At 36.4% G+C, this 14,180-nt stretch carries 12 protein-coding genes and 1 pseudogene; 1 reads left to right on the forward strand and 12 read right to left on the reverse strand.

Annotation, left to right across the window (positions count from 1 at the left end; all coding sequences use genetic code 11):
* Nucleotides 1-111 precede the first annotated feature (111 nt).
* The 6 genes and pseudogenes from putP to ACSC97_RS15475 form a co-directional block, all read right to left on the reverse strand.
* A pseudogene (putP, locus tag ACSC97_RS15450) lies at nucleotides 112-1,431 on the reverse strand (sodium/proline symporter PutP); the annotation flags it as partial.
* Between the two features lie 649 nt (nucleotides 1,432-2,080).
* Entirely contained in the window at nucleotides 2,081-2,455 is a 375-nt protein-coding gene (gene gcvH, locus ACSC97_RS15455) for a glycine cleavage system protein GcvH (RefSeq protein ID WP_004915409.1), read from the reverse strand.
* A gap of 96 nt (nucleotides 2,456-2,551) precedes the next feature.
* Nucleotides 2,552-3,577, reverse strand: a complete 1,026-nt coding sequence (locus ACSC97_RS15460) for an AraC family transcriptional regulator (protein WP_004954701.1) — start codon at nucleotides 3,575-3,577, stop codon at nucleotides 2,552-2,554.
* A gap of 129 nt (nucleotides 3,578-3,706) precedes the next feature.
* Entirely contained in the window at nucleotides 3,707-4,147 is a 441-nt protein-coding gene (locus ACSC97_RS15465; RefSeq protein ID WP_004954698.1) for a MaoC family dehydratase, read from the reverse strand.
* Nucleotides 4,147-5,997 carry an ABC transporter ATP-binding protein gene (locus ACSC97_RS15470; RefSeq protein ID WP_436661820.1) on the reverse strand — a complete coding sequence of 617 codons (1,851 nt, stop codon included), beginning with the start codon at nucleotides 5,995-5,997 and terminating at the stop codon, nucleotides 4,147-4,149. Before ACSC97_RS15470 ends, ACSC97_RS15465 begins: the two co-directional genes overlap by 1 nt.
* 222 nt (nucleotides 5,998-6,219) lie before the next feature.
* Nucleotides 6,220-7,155, reverse strand: a complete 936-nt coding sequence (locus ACSC97_RS15475; RefSeq protein ID WP_436661822.1) for a metal-dependent hydrolase — start codon at nucleotides 7,153-7,155, stop codon at nucleotides 6,220-6,222.
* A gap of 271 nt (nucleotides 7,156-7,426) precedes the next feature.
* On the opposite strand from ACSC97_RS15475, the gene ACSC97_RS15480 reads away from it, so the two are divergent.
* Complete coding sequence (locus ACSC97_RS15480; protein WP_004954693.1) at nucleotides 7,427-7,621, forward strand: hypothetical protein; 195 nt, start codon at nucleotides 7,427-7,429, stop codon at nucleotides 7,619-7,621.
* Between the two features lie 88 nt (nucleotides 7,622-7,709).
* Here the strand turns inward: ACSC97_RS15480 and ACSC97_RS15485 are convergent, their stop codons facing one another.
* From ACSC97_RS15485 to ACSC97_RS15510, 6 genes are all read right to left on the reverse strand, one after another.
* Nucleotides 7,710-8,972, reverse strand: coding sequence for a mechanosensitive ion channel family protein (locus ACSC97_RS15485; RefSeq protein WP_168153888.1), 1,263 nt, complete (start codon nucleotides 8,970-8,972; stop codon nucleotides 7,710-7,712).
* Between the two features lie 109 nt (nucleotides 8,973-9,081).
* Nucleotides 9,082-9,621, reverse strand: a complete 540-nt coding sequence (locus ACSC97_RS15490; protein ID WP_004915432.1) for a DUF2058 domain-containing protein — start codon at nucleotides 9,619-9,621, stop codon at nucleotides 9,082-9,084.
* 3 nt (nucleotides 9,622-9,624) lie between these two features.
* Nucleotides 9,625-10,305 carry a YoaK family protein gene (locus tag ACSC97_RS15495; protein ID WP_004954688.1) on the reverse strand — a complete coding sequence of 227 codons (681 nt, stop codon included), beginning with the start codon at nucleotides 10,303-10,305 and terminating at the stop codon, nucleotides 9,625-9,627.
* 12 nt (nucleotides 10,306-10,317) lie between these two features.
* On the reverse strand, nucleotides 10,318-11,514 hold the full coding sequence (sstT, locus tag ACSC97_RS15500; protein WP_436661825.1) for a serine/threonine transporter SstT: 1,197 nt from the start codon (nucleotides 11,512-11,514) through the stop codon (nucleotides 10,318-10,320).
* A gap of 201 nt (nucleotides 11,515-11,715) precedes the next feature.
* Complete coding sequence (locus tag ACSC97_RS15505; RefSeq protein ID WP_436661827.1) at nucleotides 11,716-13,413, reverse strand: SulP family inorganic anion transporter; 1,698 nt, start codon at nucleotides 13,411-13,413, stop codon at nucleotides 11,716-11,718.
* Nucleotides 13,414-13,494: 81 nt separating this feature from the next.
* Complete coding sequence (locus ACSC97_RS15510; protein WP_004915442.1) at nucleotides 13,495-13,806, reverse strand: ArsR/SmtB family transcription factor; 312 nt, start codon at nucleotides 13,804-13,806, stop codon at nucleotides 13,495-13,497.
* Nucleotides 13,807-14,180 lie beyond the last annotated feature (374 nt).

The following is a 14,180-nucleotide window of genomic DNA, read 5'->3' on the forward strand; positions in this document are numbered from 1 at the left end:
TGAGTCGTTCTCGCTGTTCTAAACTAAGTGGTACAGAAACAATTCTAGGCATGTGTGAACATCTGTTAACTAAAAAAACCTTTTCGCATCATTAGTTATTTTTGTCAACTTAACTGCACCGACAACCATACCCACAAGTGCACCGTTCAATGTCATACGCTTCCAGAACAATGAAAGAATAATCAAAGGACCGAATGCTGCACCGAAACCAGCCCAAGCATAAGCAACCAAACCTAAAACTTTACTGTCAGGGTTTTGAGCTAACACCAGCGCAAGTAATGCAACTGCAAGTACCATTGCACGACCAATCCAAACGAGTTCTTTTTGAGACGCATTTTTACGGATAAAGCCTTTGTATAAATCTTCAGTCAAAGCACTTGAACATACTAGTAACTGACAACTTAGCGTACTCATAATTGCAGATAGAATTGCAGCTAAGATTACACCTACAACCCAAGGGTTGAATAAGATTTTTGTGAGTTCCATGAATACTGTTTCATGGTTACCTGCTACCGCGGCAGCAAGTTCTGGGTGTTGCTGGAAGTAAGCGATACCAACGAAACCTGAACCAACAGCACCAGCTAAACATAGAATCATCCAAGTCATACCGATGCGACGAGCTGCTGGAATAGATTTTACTGAGTCAGCTGCCATGAAGCGTACAAGAATGTGAGGTTGACCAAAATAGCCTAAGCCCCATGCTGCTGCTGAGAGGATCGCAACAAAACTTAGATTCGAAACAAAATCGTAAGCATGTGGACGAGCAGTTTCTACCAAAGCAGTAAATTCTTCTGCGCCAATTCCTAATGACATGTAAGTCACAATTGGAAGAAGCAATAAAGCGAAGATCATTAAACCAGCTTGGAAAGTATCCGTCCAGCTGATTGCTAAGAAGCCACCAACACACACATAGCCAATTGTTGCAAAAGCACCTAACCATAAGGCAGTTTCATAAGGCATATGGAATAGTGTTTCAAACAATCGAGCACCAGCAACCATGCCTGAAGCACAGTAAATTGCAAAGAAAACCAGAATGATCAACGCAGATGTGACACGCAAAATTTTCTTCTGATCATCAAAACGACCAGTGAAATAATCTGGTAATGTTAGTGCATTATTCTGTACTTCGGTATGAACGCGTAGACGTCCAGCAACCAAATACCAGTTAAGCCATGCACCGATTATTAACCCGATCGCAATCCATGATTCTGATAATCCAGTCAAGTAAATGGCACCAGGTAAACCCATGAGTAACCAACCACTCATATCCGATGCACCAGCAGATAAAGCGGTGACAAAACTACCTAGACTACGTCCTCCGAGAATATAATCATCTAGGTTTTTGGTGGAGAAATAGGCGTATAAACCTATACCGAGCATGGCAAGAATATATACCACGAACACAACAACGGTGGGATTAGAAAAATTCATAATGGATGCCTGTCCTTACATATCCATAATTTTGCAATCACATCTGAATAGCCAAAAATGATTTACTATTCTAATAAGACTGATAAGGTCACAGATTCAATCACGAATGATTTTTAAAAAACTGTTATAATTATGTATCTAAATTGTATTGTTTATGTAATTTAAATTAAGTGTATGAATCTTAATTTCTTTATTAAATAAATTAGACTTTTTTATCATAACAAATGTATTTTATTTGGTTGAAAAATATTCAAAATCTTCATATCTGTTACAAATCTGAAACATTTACTTTTAAAATTAAAAAAATATACGAGAAGCATCGGCTTTAGTGGCTGATTTAAGTCCTAGTTTTGTAGTTTATTATCTCAAAATGCTTATATTTTGAACTGAAAATTAAGGTTTATGACTAATATTCTGAGTTTTTAAGATAATCAATCAAAATGCTTATGCATAAGTTTTTATAAAGTTTTAGATGCTAAACATCATGGTTTTGCTTGCGATAGCTTAGCTATTTATAGTTATTTTAGAACGATATTTATTCATCAATTGTTAGCTTTAGTAAAATGGCTTAGCCATATCAAACTTTTTATAATTATCTAATAAAAAACCCAGTGATCAAACACTGGGTCTTTTTAAATAGAATCGAAAATTACAAACCTGATTCATACTCTGTATTTGAAAGTAATTTTTCAACATCAGCCATATTGTCTGGTTTGATTTTGTAAATCCAACCTTTTCCATATGGCTCTTCATTGACAAAGTCAGGATCATCTTCAAGTGCAGTATTTACTTCAACCACAGTTCCTGAAATAGGAGCATGGATGTCAGAAGCTGTTTTTACAGATTCAACAATTCCAGCTTGTTCAGTAGCCGTAACTTGGCTGCCAACTTCTGGAGTTTCTACATATACTAAATCACCTAACTCATCTTGAGCATGATCAGTAATACCTGTAACAACAAGGTCACCCTCGATTCTTACCCATTCATGCGTGCGCGCATATTTCAAATCTTCTGGATGATTCATGACAACTCCTTAAAAATCTGTCTCATCATTTTTGTTTGGCTTTATACAGGTTTTTCAATAAAAACAAAAGCATCAATAAATGATGCACTGAAAATATTACAAATATGGGTCTTTACGCCAGTTACTCGGACTACGACCACTCCAACGTTTGAATGCACGACTGAAGTTGGCAACGTCAGAATAACCTAATTCATCTGCAATTTGTTCCAAACTATAATCTGTTCGGGAGAGTAGTGAAGTCGCATGACGATATCGAACTTCATCGACTAGTGTTGAAAAAGATGTTCCTTCAGCAGCCAATTGTCGTTTGAGTGTACGGTCAGACATATGAAGACGTTCTGCAACACTCTCAATACTTAAATAGTGTTGCTCTGAATTGGTTAAAATATCACGAACACGCATCGCTAGACGACGACGCTCACCCAATGCTGATAATTCAGATTCACATTGGTTAATTGCGATTTGGCTTGCGATTGGATCAGCATTCACCATTTTTAAACCAAGATATTTTTTATCAAAACTTGATATTAAATGTGGCTGGTTAAAACGGATCGTACTATTCAACTTGTCTTTATATTTATCAAAACCTTCAGGTTCTGGAAAATCTAGATCCACTTCACCTTGAAGATCTTCGATACCAGTTAATGCCTTTGCCATGGTCATGATGCCAATCGTCAGCCCTAGAATAATCTCCGTTCTGAGTGGCTCTACATCAATATCACATTGCAGTTGAAGGGTGGCTTTGGGACCAAAAGTCGAGAAATAAAGTTGTAAAAAAGGTAAGCGTAATTGGATGAAACGACTCGCAAGGGCAATCGCATCAGTAATGTCATGTGCGGTCATAATGGCATAGCCAATAAAACCGTGAATTGAAATACGCATCTGTGTGCCTAAGTGAAAGCCAAGTGTACTTTCACCTGTTAGGCGTAATGCATGTTTTACTAATTCGTTTGCTACAGGTGTTGGAATTCTATAGTTTGGATCTGCTAGAAGTTCGCTAGTCAAATGAAATGGAGCAAATAAAGTTTCATCGTTGTATCCCCAACGTGAAACGACATCTAATAGCAATAAGCCGTAAACGCCTGGTATTCCTTGATCTTGACGAGTTGAGGTTGTTTTCATGTGCTTTCCGTGGCGCTCATCAATTTTTGCCCATATCTTTTAAACATCTAGGTCTCGAACATATTTGCATGAAATAAAAGATTGAATCATAAAAATTGTTGGACAAGAGAGTCACCTAATGTTCAAAAATCAAGAAGGTTTTCTAAAAACCATAATTTTGGTAGTAGATATTAATAACACATCACCGTGTTGGTTCAAAGCCTGTGTTACGTAGCTGACGATACCACGATCATTTTTGGTTTTTGATGGCACAATTGCAGTAATTTCAACTTCCACATGGATTTTATCGCCAACCCGTGTTGGCCTTGGCCAACGTAAACTTGACTCTGAACCCAGTAAACCGCCTGCAATAGGGAAACACTCAGTCCAAAGACGCATCGTTACGGCTGATGTATGCCAACCACTTGCAGCTAAGCCTTGAAAAATTGGATGTTGAGCTGCTGCTTGTTCATCGAGATGAAAGGGTTGAGGGTCGTATTGACTTGCAAACTGTTTAACTTCTTCAAGTGTCATTTCATACTCACGACTGATGAAACGATCTCCAATTTTCAAATCTTCTAAATACAACATTATTCTTTATCCTGCTGAGTTACTCGTTGCTCAACAAGAAAACCGCCTGTTTGACGTTTCCATAGTTGGGCATACAAGCCATCATTTGCAATGAGTTGCTCATGTGTGCCTTGCTCGACAATTTTGCCTTGATCAAGAACAATGAGACGATCCATTTGTGCAATAGTAGATAATCGGTGTGCAATTGCAATAACCGTTTTGCCTACCATCAAGTCATTTAAACTGCTTTGAATTGCGGCTTCAACTTCAGAATCTAACGCGCTAGTTGCTTCATCAAGTATCAAAATAGGGGCATCTTTGAGGAAAACTCTAGATATTGCAATACGTTGGCGTTGTCCACCTGATAGTTTGACACCACGTTCACCCACAAATGCATCGAAGCCTACACGACCTTTTTGATCACTTAGTTGAGGAATAAACTCATCAGCCTTTGCTTTTTTAACTGCTTGATATACTTCATCAAGGGTAGCGTTTGGTCGACCATATTTAATATTTTCCGCAACAGTGCGATGTAGTAGAGAAGTGTCTTGGGTGACCAGTGCGATATTTGCACGGAGACTATCTTGAGTCACTTGATGGATATTTTGACCATCGATAAGAATACGACCCTGATGAATCGAATAAAAATGTAGAAGCAGTTGGATTAACGTTGATTTTCCTGCTCCTGATCGACCTACAATGCCAATTTTCTCACCAGGTTTGATGGTTAGATTAAAGTGATCAATAACGTTTTTGTCGTTATAAGCAAAACTGACATTTTCAAAACTAATTTCACCATGAGGGACTTTGAGTTCAGTGGCATCAGGTTTGTCTTGAATCTCGATTGGCTTACCTAAGGTTTTCATACCATCTTGAATGGTACCTACATTCTCAAAAAGCATGGTGACATGCCACATGATAAACTCAGCTAAGCTATCAAGTTTAAGTACCATTGCGGTTGTGGCCGCGATTACGCCTAGTGCAGCTTGACCTTCGGTCCAAAGCCAAACTGATGTACCAATAACACTAATAAAGAGAAATGCGCTAAGAAGACGAATACAGATTTGATATTTGACAGCCAATCGCATTTGCTTATAAACAGTCACCATGAATTCTTTCATGGATTCTTTTGCATACTGGCTTTCACGACCAGCATGTGCAAACAATTTCACTGTTTGAATATTGGTGTATGCATCAGTAACACGTCCTGTCATCACAGCTCGTGCATCGGCTTGCTCTTGAGAGACGCGACCTAGTCGAGGAATAAAGTAGCTCGCGATACCGATAAACAATGCCAACCATAAAAGTAATGGAACAATGAGTACAGGCGAAATTGAGCCAAGTACAAGACTAATCGTAATGAAATAGATAAGTACATAGACCAACATGTCGCCTAAAATCATCCAAAATTCACGTACAGCTAAAGCTGTTTGCATAACTTTGGCAGAGAGTCGACCTGCAAAATCAGTATGGAAGAAATCTAAACTTTGTTGTAATAGTAAATTGTGAAAGCGCCAACGCATCCGCATTGGGAAATTACTAAATAAAACCTGATGTTTAATAATTGATTGAATACTTACAAAAAATATATTCGCAAATAAAATGCTAATAAGGATAGTCAGATTCTGTTGATTCGTTGCTAAAAAGGTATCTGGTTGACTTTTACTGAGCCAATCTACCAGTTTTCCGATATATGAAAAAAATAAAGCTTCAAAACAAGCAGCAGCTGCAGCACATAAAATCAGTAAAAATAAAAAAGGTCGAACGCCCTCAGTGGCTTGCCAAACAAAAGCAAAAAAAGTGGTTGGTAATGGTTTGTTTAAGTCTTTTGTTGGATAAGGATCAACTAATTTCTCAAACCATTGCAACATCTAAACTTTCCCCTTGGCCCAAAGTACTAACTTAACTTCAACCTGTAGCATATCAGAAAAAATGTATAGAAAATCACAAAAGGTAAAAATGATAACCAATGGTAAAAATTGATAAAATTATAGCCCGTAATTAAGTGAAACTAAATTTACCATTGCAAGGGAGGAAAGATAATTTAAAGTCTACTTTAAATTATCTTTTTTGTTTTGATCTAAACTTAAATCTTAACTGACTTTTGAGCGATGGTCTTGTTGCTCAAAGAACTTGACGGCAGGAGATTGAGCCATATATGCCAATGCTTGTTCTGTATTGCCCTCATCGACAGGATTAAACTTCGGCGAAACCCAGCGAAGCGTTGCTTTCCACAAATATTTAATCGTAGGAAGATGGTTTGTTTGAGTTGCAGTTTTTTCAAACTCGCGAATGAAATTAAAGAAACTTTGGCGAACGAGCTTTTGCATTTTCTCATTCTCTAAATCTTGAGTTGCTAAACCACGGGCAAAATCAGCAAGTAGATAAATGAACAGAGGAAAGATTACCATCATGATCGCTTGACGAGATAGATAGAAGCCAAATTTATTTTTTACAAGATGCTCAAATAAATCATAGGCTACACAACGATGTTCTACTTCTTCAGCTAGATGCCAGCGAAATAAATCAGCCATCGCTGGGTCTGCTGAATCCCAAGACTTGCTTTCTAGTGTCCATTGACCAATAGTTCCAGTGAAATGTTCAATCGCTGCGATAATACCAACACGGAATAATAACCAATATTCTTCAAGCGCTTTATTTCTAAGTATTGGAAGTCCTAACGGCTTATCACCTAAAAGTATATTAAATAAGAAGTGGGCACGATTTAGTTGATCTTGAACGTCGTAGCCATTTTCCCTTAAAAAATCTTGTACATTTTCATGAGCGCGAGCATGAGTAGCTTCTTGGCGAATAAATCCAATAACATCTTCTTTTAATTTTTCATCTGTTATGAGAGGGATGGTTTTATTAAATACGCGACAAAACCAAAATTCACCAGCAGGTAAAAGCATGTTGATTCCATTTGCCACATGAGAACAAAGTGGATCGTTTTTCATCCAGCACACTGAAGATTCTGAGAAGTCGAAATGCACTTTTCTTGCTTTGATTTGGTGGCTTTCTAAAATCATATATGTCACCCAAATGAAATTACGAATTATTTTGATGCATCATTTTTAGCATTGCATCAAGTTGCATTCCATGTGCTTTGAGGACGAATAAGCATCATTTCCTAGTGTCTAATGATAAAAATAGGCAGCCAAGTAGATGGATCAATTCAAAATCAAGATTTTATTGAATCTAACTTTTGTTTTATTAAAACTATGCGATAAAAACCAAAATTGATTCATCAGAGGGGTATATACTGAGAGTGAAATACAAAAACTGAATAGGATAAAGAATATGTTGTTAAAGTTTACGGTTCGATTTGTCGCTGTTTTATTTTCAGTCTTAACTATTACAGCACTTTCAATTCACTTTTTCTTTTCCGAGAAAATCGTTACGGATTTATGGATTATTGTCGTTCCTGTAATTTTAGGTATACCTATGCTCACAGCAATTACGCTTACTAAAGATGAAGAGTTAAATTTGTCTTAGTTTAAAAGAGCTTAAACTGACTTTAAAATACTTAATAGCCCGAGAGATATAGTTACTACACCTTTCAGGCTATTTTTATATGGGTACCTTAAATTATTTGCTCAACGTTATTTGTATTTTGATGATTCAAAGCTTGAAAATCATGTCCTGATGGAGCTTGATAAATTCTCAGTCCAAACTCTGGGATAATTGCAATTAAGTGATCAAAAATATCAGATTGGATTGCCTCATAAGAAGCCCATGCAATTGTATTGGTGAATGCATAAATTTCTAAAGGTAGTCCTTCGCTTGTAGGTTGTAACTGACGCACCAGAATAGTTTGATGCTGTGCAATACCTTGATGTTGACGTAAGTAAAATTCAACATATGCTCTAAATGTACCAACATTTGTCAAACGTCGCTTGTTGTATTGCGATTGATTGCTGAGTTGTTGGTTAAACTCATCAATTTCAGACTGTTTCGCATCTAAATATTGATCTAATAATAAAAACTCTTTTAACTTCTGTTGTTCTGTATCTGTCATAAAGTGAACAGTGCTTTGATCAAGAAAAATTGAACGTTTTATGCGGCGGCAACCCGAGTTACTCATCCCGCGCCAGTTTCTAAATGTATCAGTTACAAGTTTGTTGGTTGGGATGGTTGTAAATGTCTTATCAAAGTTTTGTACCGTCACAGTATGTAATGACATATCAATTACGTCACCATCCGCGTTTAGCGATGGCATTTCAATCCAGTCACCAATGCGCACCATGTCATAAGAAGATATTTGAATACTAGCAACTAATGACAGAATCGTATTTTGGAAAACCAACATTAACACCGCTGCCATCGCACCAAATCCAGCCAATAAGGTAAATACATCTTTTTTGAGGAAGGTGCCTAGGATCATAAGACCACAAACGACAAATAGGATTAACTTGATGAGTTGAAGATAACCTTTGATGGGTTTGTTTCTGGATTTTGGGTTACGTTGATAAAGTAAGTTAAAAATATTGAGTGCTTCACTAACCGTTAAGGCTAGAGTCAGGAAAATAAATGCCTGAGCACCCATTTGTACAAATGTAATCACTTTGGCTGGGAGATGTGGAATGGTCGTAATACCATTCATAATCACAATAGCAGGGACGATATTTGCAAAGCGACGAGTAATACTATGTTGCGCAAAGATTGATTGATTCGGTGATTTTAATTTGGTGATTAAATGTCTAATACCACGAACGATAATTCTTTTAGCAATAAAGTTTGCCAAAGCGGCAAAGAAAATCAGAATTGATAATGCGACTAACATTTCTAGCCAAGGGTATTGGCTCAATTCAGTTCGAATATCGCTAATAAAATTAAAATAATTCAAAATAAAAACACCTTAAAATTCTTTAATGCGAGAATTGTAAGGTGTTGAATTGAATTCTGATAATTTGCTGACAGTTTATATACGAACTGTAAGGTGTTATTACATTCAATTACCACATCAGATCATCAGGTATCACATATGCTGCGTAAGGATCTTCTTCATCTGTAGTTTGGTCATTTTTCTCATCTTTATTATTAACCAAAATGAAGCCTTGCATTTTTTGATCAATTTTTTCGGCTAAAGCCTTTGGTAGATAAGCGTATTGTTCCTGATCTTTTGCGACAACAAGAGAACCTGATACCAGCGCATTATAAATTTGTTGATTGATGTAAACTTTTTTGATCTTGTTCTCATCAATAAATTGATAAGCAATATCACCCTCTGTATTTTCAACTTTATGTTGTTTGATCATTTGAATGATCGAGGCTTTCAACGCTTTTTCTTCAAGAATTTTTTGCTTTTCTAAATTTAATGCCTGATCTTTTGCTAATTTCTCTTGTTTTGCACGATCAATTTCAGCTTTTAATTCAGCATCATCATTTTGTCCAGTGCGCTGTTCGTGCTGAGCTTGTTTGGTTAGTTTCTTCGCTTTTTTATTATCAACTAAGCCCGCTTTAAGCAATTGAGCTTGTAATGCATTTTTTACCATAATTCAATCCAAATCTGAGTGTGATGAAGAGCGAAAATAAACGATCCAATAAGTCATACTTAATACAAGACTCAGTCCTGCAGGTATGAGAAAAGTTTGTAATTTTAAATAAGGATAAAGCAAACTGGCAATCAATCCACCCACTAAAAAACCCGTAAAAATTAGAAAATGTAAAAAAATACGCCTATTTTCAATTTTTAAACCTCGAACTTTGTAGCCAATAGTCAAACCAATATCTGTCAAAACTCCAGACAGATGTGTGGTGCGAATGATTGCTCCTTTGTAATGGCTAACCATTGCATTTTGAACACCCATTGCAACGCAAGCCCAAAGAAGACCATAACGAGGAAAGTAAGGGAGGAGCAGCCATGTGAGGAATAAAAATATAGCAACAAGGCTGAGCGGAAATCCATAATGGTGACCAAAAGTCACATTACTATTTCCTAAAATCAGTCCACTATAAAAGGAACCAATAACGAAACAAATAACGACTAAAGCTAAGTAAATAAAGTGGTCAGGTTGCCAGTCCAGTAAGCTCATTGCAAGCATACTGACATTTCCAGTCATATGAGAAACAGATTGATGAAGAACGGTAAATAAACCTAAAACGTTTACCATTCCTGCATTCAATGCCAATAAAAAAGCACCGATTTGAATCCAGTTTGGTAAACGTTGTAAAGGCATAATAACCTACGATTATTGACGGTTACGAAAATCTACTGCAGCAGTGAATAAAACATCAGTTGATGAGTTTAATGCAGTTTCAGTTGAGTCCTGCAAAACACTAATAATCATACCAATAGCAACCACTTGCATTGCGACTTCTGATGATATACCAAATAGGCTACATGCAACAGGGATTAGCAATAAAGAACCACCAGCAACACCAGATGCACCACAAGCGGATACTGTGGCAACAACTGATAAAATAAGCATTGTGCTTAAATCAACGTGAATACCTAGTGTATGTACAGCGGCTAATGTTAATACTGTGATAGTTACAGCTGCACCCGCCATATTTACCGTAGCGCCTAAAGGAATCGAAACACTCGCAGTTGCTTCATTGACACCTAAACGATGAGCTAAATCTAAATTCACAGGAATATTCGCTGCTGAGCTGCGCGTGAAAAAAGCAGTAATACCACTTTCTTTCAAACATTTGAAAACTAATGGATAAGGATTCGATCGCATTGTAATTCCAACAAGAATTGGATTAATTACAAGAGCAACGAAGAACATCGTACCAAGAAGTACCATAAGTATATGGGCATAACTTGAAAGAGTAGCCAAACCTGCATCAGCAAAAGTAACAGCGACTAAACCGAAAATACCGATTGGAGCGAATCCAATAACAACATGAATGATTTTATTGACCGCATCTGCAACATCTGTAAGTACTTTTTTGGTTGTATCAGAACTATGACGCAATGCGATGCCTAAACCAATTGCCCAAGCTAAAATTCCAATGAAGTTAGCTTCACTAATTGCTTGTACTGGGTTTGCAATAAAGCTTAAAAGAAGATTTTTTAAGATTTCAGCTAAACTACCAGGTGCTTGTAGTTCTGATTGTGTAGTTAGATGAAGAAACAACTGACTTGGGAATACAATACTTGCAATCACTGCACTAAATGCAGCGAGTAGCATACCGACTACATAAAGGGTCATGACAGGTTTTAGGTTTGAATGCTGTCCAACTTTAAAATTCGCAATTGAAGATAACACAAGCACGAAAACTAAAATGGGTGCAACAGACTTCAAAGCTTTAATAAACAATTCACCCAATAAACTTAAATAAGGTGTAAAGTTAGGAAACAGCATTGCCACGCCAATTCCTAAAAAAATAGCGATAATAATTTTGGTAACTAAACTTAAGCGAGACAGTACACTAAACATATAAAGGCCTTACAAACCCATGTGCGGTTTAAGGTTAAACAAGCGCCGTATTCTATACCTAAGCACCATGAATAATAAAATTTTTTTTGATGATGAATTACTTAAAAAATTGCGTAAAAATTAACATAATGTTTTTGCAAATGTTTTATCAGAAAGTATTTTATCTCTTTGTATGAAAAAACAGCATTTATCACTGTCCTCCTAATTTTTTTCAATAGGAGATATGCTTTGAACTGCCTGATAATGCGAAAGAAAAATTTCACCTGTTAATTCATCCACGAGCTTTGATTTTCTTAAACGATCCATCACAGGACTCTTCACTTCAGACAGGTGTAGTTTAATATTAAGATGCGCGAGTTCCTTATTTAACTCTTCCAACATTTCTAATGCACTAAGATCGATGTTGCTGATACTTGAACAATTTATAATCACATGTCGGATTTCTGCATTTTGACTAAGTTCAGTAATCACATAGCCTTTTAATACGTGTGCATTTAAGAAGCTTAGGTTTTCATCAATACGAAAAGAGGCAATAGTCGGAACAGTAATGACATCATAGCGTGATACATTTCTAAAGTGTTGAGTTCCTTCTATCAGACCGATCACAGCTATATGTGGACGGCTGACACGCCATAGCAACATGATAAAAGTAAGACCAATACCAATAATCAGACCTGTAGAAATATCAATGAATGTTACGCCGAGGAAGGTTATTAACATCGCAAAACCATCTGCCTTTGAATATTTCCATGTTTCGATAAAAGGAGCGATAGTGATGAGTTTCCAAATGGAGACTAAAATTGTAGCGGCTAATACAGTTAGGGGAAGAGTTTCAAAGATACCTGTAAAATACAAGCAGACTAAAATCATAGTGAGAGAGGAGAGGACACCTGAAATCGGTGTTTTTGCACCTGCATCACTATTTACCACAGTGCGTGACAAGCTACCTGAAACCGCAAAACCATTGTTAATACTTGCTGCGATATTTGCGAATCCTAAAGCAATGAGTTCTTGACTACTATTTAAGTCATCACGTTTCTGTAAAGCAGTGGCTTGAGCGATTGCAAGAGACTCTACAAAGCTGATCATGGCAATCATAAACGCGCTTGGTAAGAGCTTAAAAGCAAGCTCAGAATCCCATGACGGAAAATAAAAATGTGGTAAACCACTCGGGATAGTGCCGACGGTTTTTAAACTATTTTGTTCCAGATCAAATATTGCAACGATAATGATCGATGAGATAACAACGATTAATGGGATAATTCGAGCCAGGAAAACTGAGTGCACAAATTTTGGTAAAAGCACTAAAATTAATATGGCGGCACAACTGAAAATCAAACTGATTAAGCTAAGTTCTTGTATATGTTTGACTAAGCTAGAAATAAATTCAGGAATATTATTTGACTGAAGAGGTATATCTAATAAAAACTTAAGTTGCCCGAGAGCAATCAGTAATGCAGAAGCAATGATAAAACTTTGAATAACTGGATGGCTAATCAATTGAATTAAAAAACCAAAGCGCAATAATCCTAGAACTAGCGAGATCACACCTACCATTATGGTCAATAGATAAGCCGCTTCGATATATTGTTGACTGCCGACAGGGAATAAAGGGTTTAGTGTTGCAAAGACCATCATCGAAATGATTGCAACAGGACCAATCGATAGCGTAGTGCTACTGCCAGTGAAGGCATAAACAATCATTGGCAATATGCTTGCATAAATACCCATAACAGGTGGCAAACCAGCAAGCATCGCATAAGCCATACCTTGAGGTACTAACATTGCGAGAACGATAAAAGCAGCAATCAAATCGGATTTAAAGCTCGATATTTGATACGTTTTTAGCCATTTAAAAGCTGGAAAAAGAGTGCTTATACTCAAATCTATTTTTTTCATGCATATCAAAGTTTATATCGTTATAACGATATTATGCAGGAAAAGCCAATAGCTTAAAATTTAAATCTAACTTAATGAACATTAAATATTTGGACAGTAGTTCTCATACAATGTTGTTAAGACAACTTGTAACTTAGGATCACTAATTGAATAGAAAATTTGCTTTCCTTCACGACGTGTTGAGACAACTTTGCTTTTTCTTAGCATCATCAGCTGCTGAGATAAGGTCGGCTGGAAAATCTGAGTTTGTTCTTCAATCTGAGATACATTTAACTCTTGTTTAGCTAAATGGCACAAAATAATTAGACGATCTGTGTTTGCTAGAGATTTAAGCACATTTACTATTGAACTTGCTGATTCTCTCATTGCTTCAATCTCAAGACTTGTTTGCATATTCACCTCATCTAACTGTACTAAAGTTTAGTATAAAATGACTAAAAGGTAAAAATGTAGTAAAAGTGGATAAATGCAATGGTTTTTAGTGAAGATGCATATAAGAAAAAATGATAAGTTAACTCAATTTTAATCGTGAGTTGGCAATTTTGGATTAAAAGGAGATTTGGTTTGCTTTTCTTGTTTTTGATTCTGATTCTAAAAACTAATTTTATTTTAAATAAATTAAACAATAAAAATATGTAATTAATTTAAATAAAGTAGGACTTACGCACTATCATTTATAGATTCTCTGTGGTAGCAGATGATTTTTATCGAGAATAAAGTCATCAATGAAGTCTTTGATGATTGGTCTAAATAAGTTCTTTTGCCAA

Source organism: Acinetobacter sp. P1(2025), assembly GCF_051390655.1.
Lineage (GTDB): Bacteria > Pseudomonadota > Gammaproteobacteria > Pseudomonadales > Moraxellaceae > Acinetobacter > Acinetobacter junii.

Bases quoted from the DNA above. Each gene is read 5' to 3' on its own strand.
- ACSC97_RS15465 (WP_004954698.1), bottom strand. From the start codon at position 4,147: ATGTTGTATTTAGAAGATTTGAAAATTGGAGATCGTTTCATCAGTCGT.
- ACSC97_RS15490 (WP_004915432.1), bottom strand. From the start codon at position 9,621: ATGGTAAAAAATGCATTACAAGCTCAATTGCTTAAAGCGGGCTTAGTT.
- sstT (WP_436661825.1), bottom strand. From the start codon at position 11,514: ATGTTTAGTGTACTGTCTCGCTTAAGTTTAGTTACCAAAATTATTATC.
- ACSC97_RS15510 (WP_004915442.1), bottom strand. From the start codon at position 13,806: ATGCAAACAAGTCTTGAGATTGAAGCAATGAGAGAATCAGCAAGTTCA.
- ACSC97_RS15475 (WP_436661822.1), bottom strand. From the start codon at position 7,155: ATGATTTTAGAAAGCCACCAAATCAAAGCAAGAAAAGTGCATTTCGAC.
- ACSC97_RS15480 (WP_004954693.1), top strand. From the start codon at position 7,427: ATGTTGTTAAAGTTTACGGTTCGATTTGTCGCTGTTTTATTTTCAGTC.
- ACSC97_RS15495 (WP_004954688.1), bottom strand. From the start codon at position 10,305: ATGCCTTTACAACGTTTACCAAACTGGATTCAAATCGGTGCTTTTTTA.
- ACSC97_RS15505 (WP_436661827.1), bottom strand. From the start codon at position 13,413: ATGAAAAAAATAGATTTGAGTATAAGCACTCTTTTTCCAGCTTTTAAA.
- ACSC97_RS15470 (WP_436661820.1), bottom strand. From the start codon at position 5,997: ATGTTGCAATGGTTTGAGAAATTAGTTGATCCTTATCCAACAAAAGAC.
- ACSC97_RS15460 (WP_004954701.1), bottom strand. From the start codon at position 3,577: ATGAAAACAACCTCAACTCGTCAAGATCAAGGAATACCAGGCGTTTAC.
- gcvH (WP_004915409.1), bottom strand. From the start codon at position 2,455: ATGAATCATCCAGAAGATTTGAAATATGCGCGCACGCATGAATGGGTA.